This is a genomic window from Spiroplasma melliferum KC3, assembly GCF_000236085.2.
GTDB lineage: Bacteria > Bacillota_I > Bacilli_A > Mycoplasmatales > Mycoplasmataceae > Spiroplasma > Spiroplasma melliferum.
The window spans coordinates 460,499-480,690 of record NZ_AGBZ02000001.1; the positions used below are offsets into that span (position 1 = coordinate 460,499).

A 20,192-nucleotide genomic window follows, 5' to 3' on the forward strand; every position below is an offset into this window, starting at 1 on the left:
ACTATATTCTTCTGCATCATAATATATTTCGCCATTAATTTCTTCATAATTTAAATGTTCTTGAAAAAATATGCTAGTATCACTAAGGATTCTTTGGTATTCACTATTATTTTAACATATCTATTAAACCATAAAAAATAATTATTTTTTATAATTATACTTAAGTATAATTTGGCGAGTATTTTCCGAGCCAATTGACTTTGAAATTACTTCTGGAAATTTTAAAACATTACTATGAACTAATTTTCGTTGTTCTTTATTCATAACAGGTAACAATTGCTCTTTTTTTGATGATAAAACTCTATTAACAACACTTTGCACAGCTTCCATTAACATTAATTTATCATAATTAAAAATAATAATAAATTTAAAATCATTTTGAAATTTACGACTAACATATGTATGCAATAATGTTTCTAGAATAAAAACAAAATCAAAAATATTAATATTTATTTTGAAACCTTTAATATTTAATGTAATTAAAAATTGTTTATTAGAATATGAAAAAGACATCTCATAATCTTTCGTTAATAAGATATCGTTGATAATACTGTCTAAATGTTCTTTACAAAAAGAAATAATATCATTAATTTCAAAAAAGGTCACTTCTAGTCGCTGAAAAAATCATTTTGTTGATAATTCAGTTTTATAAAAAAAGTTTTTACTTGAATTATTTAAAAATTCTCTAAATTTTTTTTGCGACTTAAATTTTTTTATGAAAATCATTAATCTTTATTTTTTTTCTTATTATGTAAAGAAAATTTAGATTTTTTAGGTTTTGATTTAACCGGATTATAAGAAATTTTATCGGCATTATTTGTTTTTATTTGTTTTGTTTTTGTAATCTCAATATTTTCAACATTATTATTAGTTGTTTTTAAATGTGGCTTTCGAACAAATAAATGCTTAATTTTTTGTCCAAATGGTTCTCTGTTTTTATTTTTTTTACTTCGTTTCTTAACTCGTAAAAAATGAAATCCTAATGTTTGTAAAATTTGAATAAAGGCTGAGAAAATCCAATAAATAGCAACCCCAGACGCGATTGAAATTGTAACTACGAAGAAGACAACAATCATTACTCCTTGCATAATAAATTGCCGTTTACGTGCTTTTTTCTGTTCCTTTGTAATAACTCTTGTTTTACGAAGGTTTAAAATAGTTGGTAAAATCATTGAAAGAATTTGAATTGGCAAATATACAAATAATAAAGCTAAATAAACATAATTTCCACTAGTAATCATATCTCATGGCTTTTCAATTAAAGAAATTTGCCCAATTGTGGCCATTTTTAATTCTCGTGTTGCTCTAACAACAGTATACATCGCAATTAAAAACGGAATTGATAAAAAGGAAGAACCAATTGTTGATAATGGTGAAACTCCTTCTTTTCGATACAACTGCATCATTTCCATTTGTTGTTTTTGTTTTGCCGCCGGATCTTTTGAACCTTTATACTTGGCCTGAATTTCTGCTTGTTTAATTTGCATTAATTGCATTTTGTCTTGATTTAGTTGTGCTTTTCAACTAAACATTAAAGTAATTAAACGCACAATTAATGAAGTTAATAACAGTGCACCAATAATTCCTGCACCATTGTCTAATCCACCAAAACCATAAATTAAATTAACTAAAATTCAAGCAACAGGGAACACAAAACAACCATAAAACGGTGAAGATGTTTTAACAAAAGCATCAGATCATGTTCTAATTGCTAAATATGGATATTCATATAATTGTCCATTTTCAAAATGAAAAAAGTGTTCTTTCCCAACATTAGCGTATCCTAAAATAATTTCAAAGAAAACTCCTGGTTTATATACTTTTTGACCAGAAACATCTAAAATTTGGGCAGTTCCATATTTTGGAACCATCATTTGCCCACAACCTCATAACATTGATATAATTAAAAAAAGATACAAGACTAATTTTGTTCATTTCCAGGCAATTGAATATCAAGGTTTTCGTGTTTTTTTCCCATCTGAGAAAATATAATCACGATAGTTCACTATTTCGCCTCCTTTTTACATTTTGATTTGCTTTAATAAAATTTCTTTATTAATTAAATAACTATTGCTAAAATATGATTTTCGAACAATGATGATTTGATCATAACCTTCTGTTGCTGAAAAATCAAAATTTAACATACTTCGAATTTGTCTTTTTACTTTATTTCTAACAACGGCATTTCCTAATTTTTTACCGACAGATATTCCAAAACGATGATAATTAAGATCATTTCTTTTAAAATAAATAAAATAAGGGTTAGTTTTAATAAAAGAACGGTTATTTATTATTTTTTGAAATTCATAATTTTTTTTAACAATAAATTTTTTTTTCACATTTCGACACAAATAGAAAAATAAAGTATTTTATCAACCTTCTTAAGCTGATAATACTTTTCTTCCTTTCGCTCTTCTTTTACTTAAAACTTTACGGCCTGAAGCTGATTCCATTCTTGCTCGAAAACCATGTGTTCTTTTATGTTTAATTTTACTTGGTTGTCACGTTCTTTTCATTACTAGCACCTCCTTATGATATAAATTATTAAGACATCATATAAATAATATATTAATTAATAAAAAATATCAATTAAAAAAATATTTTTTTAAAAATAAAAAAATAGAGATGCTATGTTTCTTATCCCTATTTATCTTTCTACTTAAAATAATATTATTTTGTGTAATTTGGTGGTTCTTTGGTAATTGCAATATCATGGGGATGTGATTCTTTTAAACCATTATTTGAAATTTCCACAAACTGAGCTGTTTTTTGTAACATTAAAATATTTTTTGCACCACAATAACCAAAACCGCTTCGTACACCACCAATAAATTGAAATAAAATATCACTTAATTTACCTTTTAATAAAACTCGTCCTTCAACTCCTTCTGGAACTAATTTACGATTCTTATCTTGAAAATAACGATCAGCACTACCTTTTTTCATAGCAGCTAATGAACCCATTCCCATATATGTTTTATATTTTTTACCTTCAACAATCATTTCTTCACCGGGTGCTTCAAATGTTGAAGCAAAAACTGAACCCATCATTACAGCATTAGCACCAGCTGCAAGTGCTTTAACAACATCACCAGAATATTTAATTCCACCATCAGCAATGACTGGAATTTCTTTTCCTTTGCAAGCCTCATAGACATCATTAATAGCTGTCATTTGAGGAACTCCAACTCCAGCAACAACTCTTGTTGTACAAATACTTCCTGGCCCGACACCAACTTTAATTGCATTAGCACCAGCTGCAATTAAATCTAACGCTCCTTGAGCAGTAACAACATTCCCAACGATTAAATCAATGGTTGGAAAAGCTTTTCTAATTTTTTGAACCATATTAATAATACCTTGACTATGACCGTGTGCTGAATCAACAACAATTACATCAACTCCAACTGCAACAAGTTTTTCAACACGTAATAATGTACTTTCATCAATTCCAACTGCTGCACCAACTCGTAATCGCCCTTGTTCATCTTTACAAGCATTAGGATATTCATCACGATTATTAATATCTTTAATGGTAATTAACCCAGTTAAAATATTTTTTTCATTAACAATTGGCAGTTTTTCAATACGATTATTTAACAAAATATCTTTTGCTTGCTCTAAATCAATATTTTCATGAGTTGTAATCAAGTTTTTTACAGTCATAAATTTATCAACCGAAGCAGTTAAATCATGACATGCTCTAATATCACGATTTGTAATTATTCCTAATAATTTGTTTTCTTCATCAACAATTGGCAGACCCGAAATACGATACTGAGCCATAATATTTTCAGCATCCTGAACAGTCATTGTTGGTTTTAATGTTATTGGATTAATAATAAAACCGGATTCATTACGTTTAACTTTTTCAACTTCTGCCGCTTGTTTATCAATTGATAAATTTTTATGAATAATTCCAATACCACCTTCGCGAGCAATTGCAATTGCCAATTTTGATTCAGTAACAGTATCCATTGCTGAAGATATAAAAGGAATATTTAACTCAATATTTTTTGTTAATTTAGTTCTTAAATCAATCTGATATGGCAAAATATCTGATTTTTGTGGAACTAATAGTAGATCATCAAAGGTATAAGATTTTTTAATTTGCATGTTTCTTCCTCCAAAATATTTAATACAAAAAATTTAATAAAAGAAACATGACCATTAAAACCAATTAATAAAAGGTCTTAACAAATTAAAAATAAATTAAGACCTATAGTATTTAATTTAAGGTTAATTGTAGAGACACTAGACCATATTTCTAGTATATATAGGATTATTGTAAGTATTAAATTATATTAATTATAACAAAAAAAATAAAATAAACCAATAAAATTCCCATTTAAATTAGATTCTATTATTGTTTGTACTTACTCATATAACTTCACTTTTCTAAAATTTTTAAAGTTTAACTTATTGCTCATAAATTTCAAACATTTATTAAAAACATTCGATATTTTACAAAAAATTTGCTTATTATGAAATTTTATTACTTTCCACAATAAAAAATGATTTACACCATAAAATGTTAATAATGTGGAAAACAATAAAAATATTCAATAAAAACAATGCTTTTAAAGAAAATATAAAAAATATTTAATGTGGAAAACTATTAATTTTTATTAATTTTACTCATTTTTTAGTACTTTTCCACATCTTTTATTTATAATTAATAACGATAAAAACTATTGGAGATGAAATTAATGAACACAAAAGAATTATGGATTGAAGTTAAAGAAATATTATCTCGTGATGAATCAGTTTCCCCAGAAATTTATAACTACTATATTAGTGACACAAACTTATATACTGTATCTGATAATAACTGCTTAATTACAACAAAATCAGAAATTGCAATTGGTGTTTTTGAAGCAGGATTAAATGAAAAAATTAAAAATATCTTAAAAAAACTAACTGGAATCCAATATAATATTTCATTTGAATTAGAAAAAAATATCAATAAGCAAGCATCTGTAATTAGTAAAATTGACACATTAACAGAAAACAATAACCTTGCTTACTATGAAAATTATACTTTTGAAAATTTTGTTCGTGGTGATTCTAATCACGAAGCAATGCAAGCAGCTTTAGCAGTTGCTTTAGATCTTGGAAAAAAATGAAATCCATTATTCATATATGGAGACTCTGGACTAGGAAAAACACATCTATTACATGCAATTGAAAATAAGGTAAATGAAATTTATAAAACAAATAACCGAGTAAAATATTTAAAAGCTGATGAGTTTGGAAAAATTGCTATGGATATTTTAAACCAAGGCCATGAAATTATTGAAGCTTTTAAAACATCTTATGACATTTACGATTGTTTATTAATTGATGATATACAATTATTAGCAAAACGAAATAAAACAAATGAATTATTTTTTCATATTTTTAACTCATATATTGAAAAAAATAAACAAATTGTAATCACTTCTGATAAATATCCTGATGATCTAGGCGGTTTTGAAGCTAGAATTATTTCTCGTTTTTCATATGGTTTAAGTATTGGCTTAGATTCACCAGATTTTGAAACAGCACTTAAAATATTAGAACAAAAACTAAAACATCAAAATAACTTAGGATTATTTTCAGAAGAATCACTAGAATTTATTGCTTTAAATTTTAACAGTGATGTTAGAAAGTTAGAAGGAGCAATTAAACGATTATTATTTTTAGCTGTTATGAACAAAAAACCAAATGAAATTATTACATTAGCTGATGTTGAAAAGGCATTTAAAAATGCCCCCCTGCAAAATAATGAAAAAATTACCCCTAAAAAAATTAAACAAATTGTTGCTGACAATTACAATATTACTATCAAAGCAATGATGAGTAAATCACGAGTTAGTAATGTTATGCAAGCACGACAATTAGCAATGTATTTTTGTAGAACATTACTAGATGAACCATTTACAAGAATTGGAACAGAGTTCGGTGGCAAAGACCACACAACTGTGATGAATAGTGTTAAAAAAGTTGAAGCACACATTAGTACAAACAAAGAATTTAAACATTTAGTAAATGCAATTCGTAGAAAAATTGAAGGAAAATAGCACATTATTTTCCACGATTGTTTTTTAATAAAAAATAATATTATTCAAAACTTTATCAAGTTTTCCACATTTTCTACAATATAATACTAATAAATAAAAAACAATATTTTAACAATGGTATATAATTATTTATATATTACAGAATATACTAAAGTAAGGAGTAACAAAATGATTGTAAACATTAAAAGAGATAAGATATTAGATGAATTATTGAAAGTAAGTCGGATAATTTCTCAAAAGACTTTAATTCCTTCATTATTGGGAATTTTAATTGAAGTTAAAAAAGACAAAATTACTTTTACTACTTCTGATGGTGATACATCAATTAAATCAGAAATTATGGGCAATGATTTAAACATTACTCGAATTGGAAGTGTCTTAATTAAAAATAAATTTATTGTTGAAGTTATTCGTAAAATTGAAGATGAATTTATTACATTAGAAGTAGTTGAGGGCAATTTAATTAAAATTAAAGCAAATAATTTTGATTCAGTTTTAAATACATTAAACTCAGCAGATTATCCACATTTATCATTTGAGACAGAGGGTAAAGAAATAATTTTTACAAGTACAGTATTAAAAGAAATTATTTCACAAACAAGTTTTGCAATTGGAGAAAAAGAAAAGAGAATAGTTTTTAATGGTTTAAATATTAAAACAGATCAAAATAATAAAGAATTAATAATTACTGCAACTGATTCATTTCGATTATCATGTAAAAAGATTGACTATAGTAATAATTATAATTTTGATGTTATTATTCCTGGAAAATTTATTAATGAAATTGGGCGTTTAATTTCAGAAAATGATCAAGAAATTAAAATGAAAATTACTGATAAGTCAGTTAGCGTTATTATTAATAATACAATTGTTCAAACAAAAATTATTGAAGGAAAATATCCTGATACAAGTAAAGTTATTCCAACTTCCTTTAATACTTCATTAACAATCAATAATCGTGAACTAATTAAAATTATTGAGCGAGCTAGTGTTTTATCAAATGAGGCGATGACAACAATTGTTACATTAAAAATAAAAGAACAAAAAGTTTTAGTTACTTCATTTACACAAGAAATTGGTAACACGGAAGAAGAAATTAGAGACTTTAAAGTTGAAGGAGCAGACCAAATAATTGCTTTTAATTCAAAATATATTTTGGATGCTTTAAAAGCCTTTAAAACAAAAGAAATTACAATTAAAATGATTGATGAAACAAAACCATTAATTATTACTGCTAATGATGATCCAACATTACAACAATTAGTTTTACCAATTCGGTCATATTAAAAACTCAGTAATGAGTTTTTTTATTTTATAACTTTTTTATAGGGTTAAATTAGACACTAAAAATATAAAAATATTTTTTAGAATATTTAAAAATATATTTGATAATTTAGCCCTAAAATTAGGTAATAATGGTAAAATAAAAGAAAGCGGAAATGGAGAGAATTATTTATGGGTGATAATTATAATTCAGAATCAATTCAAATTTTAGAAGGTTTAGAAGCAGTTCGAAAACGACCAGGGATGTATATTGGTGCGACAAATGCAAGAGGTTTACATCATTTAGTTTGAGAAATTGTTGATAACTCAATTGATGAAGTTTTAGCTAATTTTGCTAATAAAATTAAAATTATTCTTAATAAGGATGAATCAATTACAGTTATTGATAATGGACGTGGAATTCCAATTGAAATTCACCCAAAAACAAAAGTTTCAACATTAGAAACTGTTTTTACTATTTTACATGCAGGAGGAAAATTTGATTCAAATACATATAAAATTTCTGGAGGTTTACATGGTGTAGGAGCTAGTGTTGTTAATGCTTTAAGTAAATATTTAAAAGTTGAAGTTAGAAAAAATAATAAAAAATATGTAATGGAATTTCATAATGGTGGTCAAATTTTGACACCAATTAAAGAAGTTGGTTCAACTTCAGAAACTGGAACAACAGTAACTTTTTTACCAGATGAAAAGATTTTTAAAGAAACAACAATTTTTAGTTTTTCAACAATTCAAAATCGAATTAAGCAATTAGCTTTTTTAAATAAAGGCTTAGAAATATCATTAGTTGATTTACGAGAAGAAGATGAAGAAAAAACTGTTCTTTATCAATTTAATAATGGAATTAAAGATTATGTTTTAGAACTAAATAAAACAATTGGGACACCATTAAACGATGTTTTTTATGTGGAAGGAATAGAAGATAATATTGTTGTTGAATTTGGTTTACAATATAATGATAATTATTCAGAAAATATTTTCTCTTTTTGTAATAACATTAATACCCATGAAGGTGGAACTCACGAAGAAGGTGCTAGATTAGCCATTGTTCGTGAAATAAATAATTATTTTAAAAATATTAATAAAAATAATAAAGGTAATGAAGATAAATTTACTTGAGATGATATTAAAGAAGGAATGACAATAATAATTTCTATTCGTCATCCTGATCCACAATATGAAGGTCAAACTAAAACAAAATTAGGAAATAGTGAAGTTAAAAAAATTGTTTCCAATATTGTTGGAAAAGGATTAAGTAGTTATTTGTTAGAAAATCCAGAAGATGCAAAAAAAATTATTGAAAAAATAAGTTTATCGTTAAAAGCAAGAATTGCTGCACAACGTGCAAAAGAAACAACACGTCGTAAGACAGTTATGGATAGTTTTTCATTACCAGGCAAATTAGCAGATTGTGAAACAAAAGATGCTAAGATAGCTGAACTTTATATTGTCGAAGGAGATTCTGCTGGTGGAAGTGCTAAATCGGGACGAAATCGAAAATTTCAAGCAATTTTACCGTTACGAGGAAAAATTTTAAATGTGGAAAAAGCAAAACAAATAAAAATATTTGAAAATAATGAAATTAATTCAATTATTACCGCATTAGGAGCAGGTATTAAAGATAATTTTAATGATAAAAAATTACGTTATCAAAAGGTAATCATTATGACTGATGCTGATGTTGATGGCGCACATATACGAATTTTACTATTAACATTTTTTTATCGTTATATGAAAGATTTAATTGAAAATGGCAATATTTATATTGCTCAACCACCATTATATAAAATACAAAATGGTAATCAGATTCGATATGCTTATAGTGATAATGAATTAGAACTTTATAAAGAAGAATTATTAAAACAAAATAAAAATTATACAATTCAACGTTATAAAGGTTTAGGAGAAATGAATCCAGAACAATTATGAGAAACAACAATGAATCCAGAACGGCGTTTATTACTGAAAGTTTCTGTTAATAATGCATTTGAAGCAAATTTAATTTGTAATGAATTAATGGGTGAAAATGTTGAACCACGGAAAAAATTTATTCGTGAAAATGCAAAATATGTTAAAAATTTAGATGTCTAGAAGGGAGGTATAATGATGAAATCAGAAAATGATGGATATGATTATGATGGTAAAATTCGTGATATTGATATTGCTGATGAAATGAAAAATGGTTTTTTAGATTATGCAATGTCAGTTATTGTTTCACGTGCAATTCCTGATGTTCGTGATGGATTAAAACCAGTTCATCGACGCATTATTTATGCAATGTGAGATTTAAAAATGACTTACGAAAAACAACACAAGAAATCAGCACGAATTGTTGGTGAAGTAATTGGGAAATATCATCCCCATGGTGATACTGCTGTTTATGAAGCAATGGTTCGGATGGCACAAGATTTTTCTTATCGTTATCCTTTAATTGATGGTCATGGAAATTTTGGTTCAATGGATGGTGACGCTCCAGCGGCAATGCGATACACGGAAGCAAAAATGAGTAAAATTGCTGGTGAACTAATCAAAGATATTGAAAAAGAAACAACAATTTTTATTGATAATTATGATGGTAGTGAAGAAGAACCGACTTTTTTACCAGGATATTTTCCAAATTTATTAGTTAATGGTGCTAGTGGAATTGCTGTTGGAATGGCAACTAATATTCCACCCCATAATTTGAATGAAGTAATTGATGGAGTTATTGCGGTAACAAAAAATCCTGAAATAACGACCGTTGAATTAATGAAAATTATTAAAGGACCTGATTTTCCAACTGGGGCATTAATTACGGCTGGAAACGGTTTAATTAAAGCTTATGAAACAGGTAATGGAGCAATTACAATTCGTTCAAAGATTGATATTGAAGAAAATAATAATAAAAGACGAATTATTGTGTCAGAGATTCCATATCAAATTAATAAAGCAAAATTGTTGGAACGAATTGCAGAATTAGTTCGCGATAAAATTATTAATGGAATTAGTGACCTTCGTGATGAATCAAACATGGAGGGGGTTCGTGTTGTTTTAGAATTAAAACGTGATGCTCAAGAAAATGTTATTTTAAATAAATTATATAAATTAACGCCACTCCAAACTAATTTTTCGTTAAATATTTTAGCATTGTACAAAAACCAACCAAGAGTAATGGGATTAAAACAAATTTTAAAATATTTTATTGAACATCAAATTGATATTATTATTAAACGTAGTCAATTTGAATTAAAGAAAAATCGTAATCGTTTAATCATTTTAGAAGGATTAAAAATTGCTCTTGATAATATTGATGAAGTAATTGCAATTATTAAACAATCACAAACAACACAAATTGCATCAGATGCCTTGATTAATAAATTTAATTTAGTAGGTGAACAAGCACGGGCAATTTTAGAAATGCGCTTACAAAGATTAACCGGATTAGAAATTGAAAAAATTAACAATGAAATTAAGGATATTAAAGTGGCAATAACCGAATTAGAAGAAATTATTAATAATAGTGAAAAACAAATTGACATTATGATTACGGAATTAACAGAAATTAAGAAAAAATATGGTGATGAGCGTCGAAGTCAAATTATTAAAGAAGAGCTAACAGAAATTGATCCAGAAGAATTAATTCGCCGGGAAGACATTTTAATTATGTTAACACAAGATGGTTATGTTAAACGAGTATCTGATGATACTTTTAAATTACAAAATCGTGGTGGGAAAGGGATTATTGGTTTAGCAAATATTGAAGATAGTTTAAAAAAAATTATTAGTGCTAATAGTATTGACTCATTATTAATTTTTTCAAATTTTGGGAAAGTGTATAAATTACGAGCTTATAATATTGAAACATATTCACGGCATGCACGGGGATTACCAATTATTAATTTAATTGCAATTGATAAAACAGAAAGTATTCAAACAATTATTGCTGTAGATGAATCAATTTCAACAGAGGATAATTTATTTTTCGTAACAAAAAAAGGTCTTATTAAAAAAACAAAAATAAGTGAATTTAATCAAATTCGCCAAACAGGGAAAGTAGCAATTGAATTAAAAGATAATGATGAATTAGTAAGTGTGATTATTACAAAAGGATATGATGATGTTATTATTGGAAATAATATTGGAAAAGTAATTCGATTTAATGAAAAGGAAATTAGACCAATGACGCGACAATCAGTTGGGGTTAAAGGAATTGCTAATGATGCTACTGGAGAAACAATTGGGGTGAGTTCAGGGCGGTCTGCGAAATATGTTTTATCAGTAACTGAAAATGGTTATGCAAAAAAAACACTAATTAAAGATTATCGTTTAACAGGACGAAATACTAAGGGTGTTAAGTCAATGAACTTAACAGATAAAACAGGGTATTTAAAATTTGTCCAAACTGTAGATGGTGATGAAGACATTTTAGTAGGAACAAAAAAAGGAAATATTATTCGTGTTTCGCTAGAGCAAATTCCATTATTTGGACGAACAACATCAGGTGTTAAAATTATGCGATTAGAACAAGATGATAAATTAGAAGTTATTGAAATTTTAAAAAAGAAAATTAACATTGAAGGAGAAAGATAAAAATGTTAGATCAAAAAGGAATTGTTGAAAATTTTGACGAAGTAATAAAAAAATTAAACCGCCGTCATGATGATTTTTCATATTTACAAGATATTAAAAAATTATCAGTTCAACGTCGCGAATTAATTGGTAAATCAGAAAAATTAAAAGAAAAACGAAATCTTGAATCAAAAAAAGTTGGGACCTTAATAGCAGAAAAAAAAGACCAAGAAGTACAAAAAATTAAAAAATTAATTAATACAATTAAACAAGAAATAGAAATAATTGATGGACAACTAGATGAAGTTGAAGAAAAAATTAAAGCAATTTTAGAAGTTACGCCTAATATTCCAGATGATTCAGTTCCTAGTGGGGAAGATGAAAATGATAATGTTGAGATTCGTAAATGAGGTAAAATCTCAAATCATCAGAAAGTAAAAGAACATTGAGAAGTAGCAACAAAATTAGACTTAATTGATTTTGATCGGGGAACTAAAATATCAGGTTCACGTTTTGTAGTATATAAGGGAATGGGAGCCAAATTGGAACGTGCTTTAATGAACTTTATGTTAGATGAACATGCAAAACGAGGATATATTGAGATTGAACCACCAATTTTAGTACAACCACAAATTATGTATGGTACGGGAAACTTGCCAAAATTTAAAGAGGATTTATATTATATTGAAAAAGATAATTTATATTTAATTCCAACTGCAGAAGTACCAGTAACTAACTTATACCGTGAAGAAATTTTGGAAAAAGATCAGTTGCCAATTTACCATACTGCTTATACACCATGTTTTCGTCAAGAAGCTGGTTCTGCTGGGCGTGATACAAAAGGAATTATTCGTTTGCACCAATTTAAGAAGGTTGAAATGGTTAAATTTACTACAGAAGAAGCTTCATTTGAGGAATTAGAAAAAATGGTATTAGATGCAGAAAATATTCTCCAATTATTGGAAATTCCATACCGTGTAATCTTATTATGCTCAGGTGATATGGGATTTTCTTCAACAAAAACATATGATGTCGAAGTATGAATGCCTGGTCAAAATAAATATCGTGAAATTTCATCTTGTTCAAATTGTCTTGATTTTCAAGCACGCCGGATGAAATTACGTTATCGTGATGATAATGAAATCAAATATGTTCATACTTTAAATGGTTCAGGTTTAGCAATTGATCGTTTAATTGCTGCCATTTTAGAAAATTATCAAAATGAAGATGGAACTATTACAATTCCAAAAAAATTACAACCTTATTTTCAAAACCAAACTGTTATTGTCTAAAATGTTTCACGTGAAACATTTTAAATAAACAAGGAAGAGAGAAACCAAAAATCCGCAATGTTTCACGTGAAACATTGCGGATTTTAATAAAAAGGATATGCAAAATAAAATTCTATGCTATAATTATTTATGTCATTACAATAGTTACATTTGAAATTGGTCAGGACCGGAAGGTAGCAGCCATAAGACTAAGGACTATGTGTAATGACATTTTTTATGATAAGGGTGAATTTATGAAAGATACTACATTAATTTTCAATAAATTATATAAGTTATCACAACGAGCATATAAGAAAAAACATGTTCCAATTTCTGCATTAGTTGTTGACCGAAATGGTAAAATTATTGCCATTGGATATAATAAAACAACAAAAAATTCAGTAACAACGCACGCTGAGATTTATGCTTTAAATCAAGCATGTCGAAAAAAAAGAACAAATAAAATTAGTGATTGTTCAATATGAGTTACTGTTGAACCATGTATGATGTGCCTAGGAGCAATAATTAATTCAGGAATTAAAGTTATTAATTATTATTTATCAAATGAAAAATATGGTTTTTTAAAGTCTAATCATACTTTTGATGTCTCAAAATTAAAAGTTCAACATGTTAGAAAATATGAAGAAAATATGATTTTAAAAGATTTAATGAAGAAATTTTTTGAACAATTAAGATAGAATATTTGTAATTAAAAGAGTAAAATAAGATTATTATAATAACAATATTGGACGGAGGCATAAAAATGGATTATATTTCTTTATATCGTAAATATCGACCAAATAATTTTGATAAAATTGTTGGGCAAATTGAAATTAGAAAAGCTTTGAAAAATGCAATTATAAATAATACATTTTCACATGCTTATTTATTTTCAGGACCACGAGGGACAGGGAAAACTTCGATTGCAAAAATATTTGCAAAAGCAATTAATTGTATTAATTTAGATAATGGAAATCCGTGTAATGAATGTGCCAGTTGTAAGGAAATAAACCGTGCCGGAGCAGTTGATGTGTTTGAAATTGATGCTGCTTCAAACAATGGTGTTGATGAAATTAGAGAAATTAGAAATAATGTCCAATTACTTCCTACAATGACAAAATATAAAGTTTATATTATTGATGAAATTCATATGTTAACTAATTCGGCTTTTAATGCGTTATTAAAAACATTAGAAGAACCACCACAACATGTTGTTTTTATTTTAGCAACAACCGAAAGTCATAAGATTCCCGCAACAATTATTTCACGTTGTCAACAATATAATTTTCGTAAAATATCAAAAGTTGAATTAGAAAATAATATTATTAATATTTTACAAAAAGAAGAAATTAAATATGATTTGGCTGCAATTAAAGAAATTGCCCTTTTAGCTGATGGTAGTGCTCGCGATTCGCTAAGTATTCTAGAACAAGTAATTATGTTTTCTGATCGTAATGTTACCTTGGAAAATGTGAATATTATTTTTGCAACAGTTTCAAAAACCATTAAATTAAAATTGTTAAAAGATATTTTAGAGTATAAAACAACTGAAGTTTTAATCGCTAGTAAAAAAATTTACCAAGCGGGTTCTGATTTTGAAGTTTTAACATTAAATTTGTTAGATATTTTAAAAGAAATTTTTGAGTTTAAACAAACTAATAATTTAATTTTTTTAAGTTTATTATCAGAAGAGCAAGCAAAAGGATTTGCTGAACAATTAAGTTCAAAAGAATTAATTATGTTACTTGATTTATTTACTGAAGCAGCAAGTAAAATGCGAAATAGTAAAACACAAGAAATGTATTTTGAATTAATTTTATTAAAAGCTTTAGCAATCTTTGAAAATAATATTAAAAATTTAGAAGCTTTAAAATTAAGTGATTTAATGATTTTAACGCATGAAGAGGGAAAAGAAATTAATCAGCATAAAACAGAACAAATTTCTATAAATAAAAAAATAATAGAAAATAATTCTGAAAAAAGTCAAGTCCAAATTTTAAAAGATGATCTTATTCCAGAGAAAGAATTAAAAACCAATGATGAAGTAATTCATTTAAAAGAGCCAAAATTACCTAATAACCAACCATTATTTCATAATTTTTCATTATTTGATGATGAAGAACCTAATATTACTTCTTTTAATAACATAGAATCACAGCAAGATAAAATCATAGTAGATGAAAATGATATTCAAACTAATTTTAAACAAACAAAGGAAAAAGAAAGTTTTGAAACAATTGGACCAGAACAAGTTTCTTATGGAAAAGAATTAGAAGGAATAACTGACTTGCAAAAATATCGTGATGATATGAAAAATAAAATTAATATTTATGAATTTTCTAATATTAATTATTCTAATAATCAAATTTTTAATATTTTAATTAAAGCTAGTAAAGAAGAACGAGAAAAATTTGAAAGTAAATTTATGGAATTAATTAACGAAAAAAGTAAAGTAGTTCAATTAGATAAACTAATTAGTTTCTATGATGTTAAATATGCGGCTGCATCAGAACAAGGGCTGATTATTGTAACTAATACAAAACCAGAAGCAAATTGAATTAGTTTTGAAATGTGTGATTGAGAATTTCGTAATAAGATTTTCCAAGCATTTGATTTTGATTTTATTATTATTGCTTTAAGTGAAAATGAGTGAAATAATGTTCGCAATGATTATGTTAAAATTAGACAAGCAAATAAATTACCGCAACCAACATTAATTGATGTTGAAGAGTTTTACCAAAATTTATTAGTTAAACAAATTGATAACTATGAGGAACATAAAGATGTTCTTGAAACTGGTAAACAAATTTTTGATAACATTAAGATAGTTGAATAATTGATTGGAGATTTAAAATGAATTATGAAGAATTAATTATGGAATTAAAAACTATTTTAGGTGTTGGTAAAAAAACTGCTGAAAGAATTTTTAATAAATTAATTATTAAACCATCATTATTACAAACATTAGAACATGTTTTTAATGAAATAAAAAATAATTATCATCAATGTCCAATTTGTTCAACATTAATGCAAAACAATGTTTGTTTGTTTTGCCATAATGATTTACGTGATCAAACAAAGCTTTGTGTTGTTAGCAATTTCTTTGATATTATAAAAATTGAAGCAACAAAAGTTTTTAATGGAGTTTATCATGTTTTAAATGGTGAAATTAATGTAAAAAATGGTATTACACCAGATAAATTGACTTTTCCTGCGTTAGAATCCCGAATGAATGATAAAATTATAAAAGAAGTTATTATTGCTGTTGGTGCTACTTTTGAAGGAGAAGTAACAGCTCAATACTTAAAAACATTTTTGCAACCTTTTGATATAAAAATATCACGTTTAGCACAAGGGATACCAATTGGTGGTTCTTTAGATTATATTGATGAGGTAACGTTAAAACAAGCTTTAGAGGGGCGTAAAGATGTTTAGGAACAGGGAGTGTAATGATGCTATTTATAACATTAGAAGGAATTGATGGTTCCGGGAAAACAACGATTTCAAAATTATTAAAAGAAAAATTACGGTCAGAGGGATACCAGGTTGTTTTAACAAGAGAACCAGGGGGCAATGAAATTGCTGAACAAATTAGAAATGTTATTTTAAGTAAACATAATTTGGGAATGGACCCATGAACAGAAGCTTTATTATATATTGCTGCTCGTAGGCAACATGTCGTTGAAGATATTTTGCCTGCATTAAAACGAGGAGAAATTGTAATTTGTGATCGTTTTATGGATTCCACTTCAGCATATCAGGGATATGCTCGTGGGTTAGGAATTCGAACATTAGATGAAGTACAATCAATTGTTTTAGGTACAACAAAACCAGATTTAACTCTTTTTTTTGATATTGAACCAACAATGGCGAGTGAAAGAATGAAAGTTCGAAATGAGGTTGAAATGAACCGTCTTGATTTAGAAAAAAATTCGTTTCACAAAAAAGTATACGAAGGATATCAAGTTTTAATTAGTGAGAATGCAGAGCGCATTAAAGTTATTGATGCTAGCAAGCCAGTTAATGAAGTATTAGAGCAAGTATATTATTATGTTGATGAAATTATTCAAAAAATAAAGGACAAAGAAAATGGATAATTTATTTACAAAACATGATGTTGAGAAAATGACATTATTTAAAAATTTAATTTTAAAAAATAATTTATCAAATCAACTTTTGATTTCTTGCAATAATAAAGTTAAGTTAGAAACATTTGCAACAGAAATTATTAAATTTTTATTATGTTTAAAAAAACAAGAAGCAGATTGTGAATGCGATATTTGTCAACGCGTTAATAATAAAACTTATTATGATTTAAAAATTAAAGGTGATTTTGAAACAACAATCAAAAAAGAAGCAATTCAAGAAATTATTCAAACCTTTAATTATTCTGCGTTAGAACAAACAGGAATAAAAGTATATGTTATTAATGGTATTGATTTATTAACGTTAGAAGCTGCTAATTCATTATTAAAATTTTTAGAAGAACCTAGTCAAAATACATATGCTTTTTTATTAACAACTAATAAAACAAATGTCATTGATACTATTAAATCACGTTGTTTAAATATTATTTTAGAAAATACAACTGATTTATTAGAAATTGATGATTTTAAAAATGAATTTATTTGTACTTTTTTTAGCAATTTTATAAGTAACTCAACAAATAACTTTATTCATATTCGCCAGTTAAACAATTATGATAGCGTTGAATGCCGCCAATTTTTTTTAGCAATTGCTAATGTTTTAAAAAACAAAGAATGAGAAAAATATCAAATTACAGATCAAAATTTAATTCAAAAATTAAATCATAAAAATAGTAGGTTAATTGAAATTTGTTATACTATTGCAAATTTATTACTAGAAAATTTAAATAAAGAATTAATTTTAGAAAAGGGATTAATTGATTGGTATAACGAGGTGTAAAGTGAAAGTTTTAAATGATTTATTAGATTATGAAGGAATTAAAATTAACCAACGAACTGATATGTTTAATTTTTCATTGGATACAGTGTTATTGGCTCGTTTTGCAACATTAAATACAAGAATAAAAAATATTTTAGATATTGGTACTAATAACGCAGCAATTCCGTTAATTTTATCAACTTTAACTTCAGCAATAATTACTGGAATTGAATTGCAAAAAGAAGCCGTGCAATTAGCAGAAGAAAATATTTTATTAAATAATAAAACTGAGCAAATTAAAATTATCCATGATGATATTAATGAGTATGTTAAAACTAATGCTGATTTTAAATATGATTTAATTATATGTAATCCGCCTTTTTTTAAAGTTGATGGAGCAAAATTAAATGAAAAAAATAAATTATTAATTCCAGCACGTCATGAAACAAATGTTACATTAGAAGAGATTATTTTTGCTGCTAAGAAATTAGTTGCAAATCGTGGTTATTTTGCGATTATTCATCGTACAACAAGATTATTAGAAATTACTTCATTGTTAATTAAATATGGTTTTAATATTAAGCGACTACAATTTATTCATCCTTTTTTAGAAAGTGAAGCAAATAATGTTTTAATTGAAGCTCGATTTCAAAGTGGTGAAGGTCTTATTATTGAAAAACCAATTATTGTTCATAATAAGAATTATCATTATACAGAAGAGGTTTTAAAATTATTTCGAAAATAGGTGATTAAAATGGAAACTAAACTTTTAAAACAGAATGCAAAATATGTTATTGGTGTGTCTGGTGGTCCGGATAGTATGTTTTTACTTGATAATATTTATAATTCAGAATTAGATATTAATAATTTTATTGTGTGCTTGGTAAATTATCAGAAGCGAAAAGATAGTGACTATGATGAAGAAATTGTTGTTGAATATTGTCAAAAACGAAATATTAAAATATGTGTAAAAAAAGTAACCGCAAGTGACTATGAACAATATCAGGTTAATTCCCATAATTTTCAAGCAGTTGCTCGTGAGTTACGATATGATTTTTTTTTACAAATTAGTGAAAAATATCATTGCCAGGAAGTTTTAATTGCCCATAATTTAACTGATCATATTGAAACATATATTTTGCAAAAGCAACGAAATGGAATTGTTGAATATTATGGTCTAAATAAAACTAGTTATTATTATTCTCAATTGTTGGACAAAAAACTAAAAATATTGCGAATTATGTTAAAAATATCAAGAGAAGAAATTATTGAATATTTATTTCATCAGCAAATTAATTATGCGATTGATTCAACTAATATTTTAGCAATTTATAATCGAAATATTATTCGTAATGAAATTCAGCATATTAATTTACAAGATATGTTATTAGAAATTGAACAAAGAAATAAAGAAAATGAACAATTAAAATTAATTGCAAAAAATTATTTGATTGAAAATTTTGGACAAATTAATGTTACTAGTTTTAATGCTCTTAATAATATTCAGTTGCAAAAAATTATTATTTTTAATTATTTTAAAACTAATAAAGTTGTTCATTTAATTAGTAATAAAAAAAGAAAGTTTTTAGATGAAATAATTAAGGAATTAAGAAGTTTAAAACCAAATATTATTCTTAAAATTAATTCAAGATATTCTTTAATTAAATCATATGATAATGTTGACATTGTTAATAACGAGCTTTTAGAATTAACAACAATTCAAATTACACCAACAACTGTGTTACCAATAAGATGAAAAGAAAATATTATTAATTGGGGAACTAAAAATAAGTACGATTTTAAAATAACAGCAGCACAATGACCAATCATAATTACTAATGATTTATCTTTGTTAAGAAATGTAATGGTTAATAAGGTACGTTTAAATCGTTGATTTATTAAAAATAAAGTACCACTTTTAGCACGAAAAAGTTATTTTGTGTTAGATAAAAATAATAATCTTATTTATGGAAACAATTTAGTTGATTTAAAAATTAATAAATTTATTAATAATACTTTAGCGGAAAAATACAATTTATTTTTTTTTATGATAAAATAGTCTAGAATTGGGTCATTGTTTTAAATGACCGAAAAAGATTAATTTTAAAAGTCTTAATAGAGA

At 26.1% G+C, this 20,192-nt stretch carries 16 protein-coding genes, 1 other RNA gene, 1 pseudogene and 1 riboswitch; of the genes and pseudogenes, 13 read left to right on the forward strand and 5 right to left on the reverse strand.

Features of this window, described 5'->3' with window-relative positions:
• Positions 1–141: 141 nt before the first annotated feature.
• From SPM_RS02275 to guaB, 5 genes are all read right to left on the reverse strand, one after another.
• Complete coding sequence (locus SPM_RS02275; protein ID WP_004028016.1) at positions 142–726, reverse strand: R3H domain-containing nucleic acid-binding protein; 585 nt, start codon at positions 724–726, stop codon at positions 142–144.
• Positions 726–2,006, reverse strand: coding sequence for a membrane protein insertase YidC (yidC, locus tag SPM_RS02280; RefSeq protein ID WP_004028017.1), 1,281 nt, complete (start codon positions 2,004–2,006; stop codon positions 726–728). Before yidC ends, SPM_RS02275 begins: the two co-directional genes overlap by 1 nt.
• A 15-nt stretch (positions 2,007–2,021) precedes the next feature.
• Entirely contained in the window at positions 2,022–2,339 is a 318-nt protein-coding gene (gene rnpA, locus SPM_RS02285; protein ID WP_004028018.1) for a ribonuclease P protein component, read from the reverse strand.
• Positions 2,340–2,381: 42 nt separating this feature from the next.
• Complete coding sequence (rpmH, locus tag SPM_RS02290) at positions 2,382–2,516, reverse strand: 50S ribosomal protein L34 (RefSeq protein WP_004028019.1); 135 nt, start codon at positions 2,514–2,516, stop codon at positions 2,382–2,384.
• A gap of 154 nt (positions 2,517–2,670) precedes the next feature.
• Complete coding sequence (guaB, locus tag SPM_RS02295) at positions 2,671–4,116, reverse strand: IMP dehydrogenase (protein ID WP_004028020.1); 1,446 nt, start codon at positions 4,114–4,116, stop codon at positions 2,671–2,673.
• Between the two features lie 86 nt (positions 4,117–4,202).
• Positions 4,203–4,300, reverse strand: a riboswitch (purine riboswitch).
• Positions 4,301–4,709: 409 nt separating this feature from the next.
• Between guaB and dnaA the strand changes: the two genes are divergently transcribed.
• The 13 genes and pseudogenes from dnaA to tilS all read left to right on the forward strand — a co-directional run bounded on the left by dnaA (position 4,710) and on the right by tilS (position 20,129).
• Complete coding sequence (dnaA, locus tag SPM_RS02300) at positions 4,710–6,062, forward strand: chromosomal replication initiator protein DnaA (RefSeq protein WP_004028021.1); 1,353 nt, start codon at positions 4,710–4,712, stop codon at positions 6,060–6,062.
• Between the two features lie 168 nt (positions 6,063–6,230).
• The gene (dnaN, locus tag SPM_RS02305) at positions 6,231–7,349 is read left to right on the forward strand and encodes a DNA polymerase III subunit beta (RefSeq protein WP_004028022.1); all 1,119 of its coding nucleotides are present in this window, start codon (positions 6,231–6,233) and stop codon (positions 7,347–7,349) included.
• 168 nt (positions 7,350–7,517) lie between these two features.
• Positions 7,518–9,437, forward strand: coding sequence for a DNA topoisomerase (ATP-hydrolyzing) subunit B (gene gyrB / locus SPM_RS02310; protein ID WP_004028023.1), 1,920 nt, complete (start codon positions 7,518–7,520; stop codon positions 9,435–9,437).
• A gap of 15 nt (positions 9,438–9,452) precedes the next feature.
• Positions 9,453–11,915: a DNA gyrase subunit A gene (gene gyrA / locus SPM_RS02315; RefSeq protein WP_004028024.1), complete on the forward strand. Its 2,463-nt coding sequence runs from the start codon at positions 9,453–9,455 to the stop codon at positions 11,913–11,915.
• A gap of 2 nt (positions 11,916–11,917) precedes the next feature.
• Positions 11,918–13,186 carry a serine--tRNA ligase gene (gene serS / locus SPM_RS02320; RefSeq protein WP_004028025.1) on the forward strand — a complete coding sequence of 423 codons (1,269 nt, stop codon included), beginning with the start codon at positions 11,918–11,920 and terminating at the stop codon, positions 13,184–13,186.
• A gap of 126 nt (positions 13,187–13,312) precedes the next feature.
• Positions 13,313–13,403, forward strand: an RNA gene (ffs, locus tag SPM_RS06390) — signal recognition particle sRNA small type.
• Between the two features lie 16 nt (positions 13,404–13,419).
• Complete coding sequence (locus SPM_RS02325; RefSeq protein WP_004028922.1) at positions 13,420–13,863, forward strand: deaminase; 444 nt, start codon at positions 13,420–13,422, stop codon at positions 13,861–13,863.
• A gap of 65 nt (positions 13,864–13,928) precedes the next feature.
• The gene (dnaX, locus tag SPM_RS02330) at positions 13,929–16,001 is read left to right on the forward strand and encodes a DNA polymerase III subunit gamma/tau (protein ID WP_004028027.1); all 2,073 of its coding nucleotides are present in this window, start codon (positions 13,929–13,931) and stop codon (positions 15,999–16,001) included.
• 17 nt (positions 16,002–16,018) lie between these two features.
• Entirely contained in the window at positions 16,019–16,600 is a 582-nt protein-coding gene (recR, locus tag SPM_RS02335; RefSeq protein WP_004028028.1) for a recombination mediator RecR, read from the forward strand.
• 17 nt (positions 16,601–16,617) lie between these two features.
• Positions 16,618–17,262 (forward strand): dTMP kinase, encoded by a 645-nt coding sequence (gene tmk, locus SPM_RS02340; RefSeq protein WP_004028029.1) that lies wholly within the window; start codon positions 16,618–16,620, stop codon positions 17,260–17,262.
• A 1-nt stretch (position 17,263) separates the two neighbouring features.
• Positions 17,264–18,091, forward strand: a pseudogene (locus tag SPM_RS02345) (DNA polymerase III subunit delta'); the annotation flags it as partial.
• Position 18,092: 1 nt separating this feature from the next.
• Entirely contained in the window at positions 18,093–18,815 is a 723-nt protein-coding gene (locus SPM_RS02350) for a tRNA1(Val) (adenine(37)-N6)-methyltransferase (RefSeq protein WP_004028031.1), read from the forward strand.
• Between the two features lie 9 nt (positions 18,816–18,824).
• A complete protein-coding gene (tilS, locus tag SPM_RS02355; protein ID WP_004028032.1) occupies positions 18,825–20,129 on the forward strand; it encodes a tRNA lysidine(34) synthetase TilS in 1,305 nt (434 codons plus the stop codon).
• Positions 20,130–20,192 lie beyond the last annotated feature (63 nt).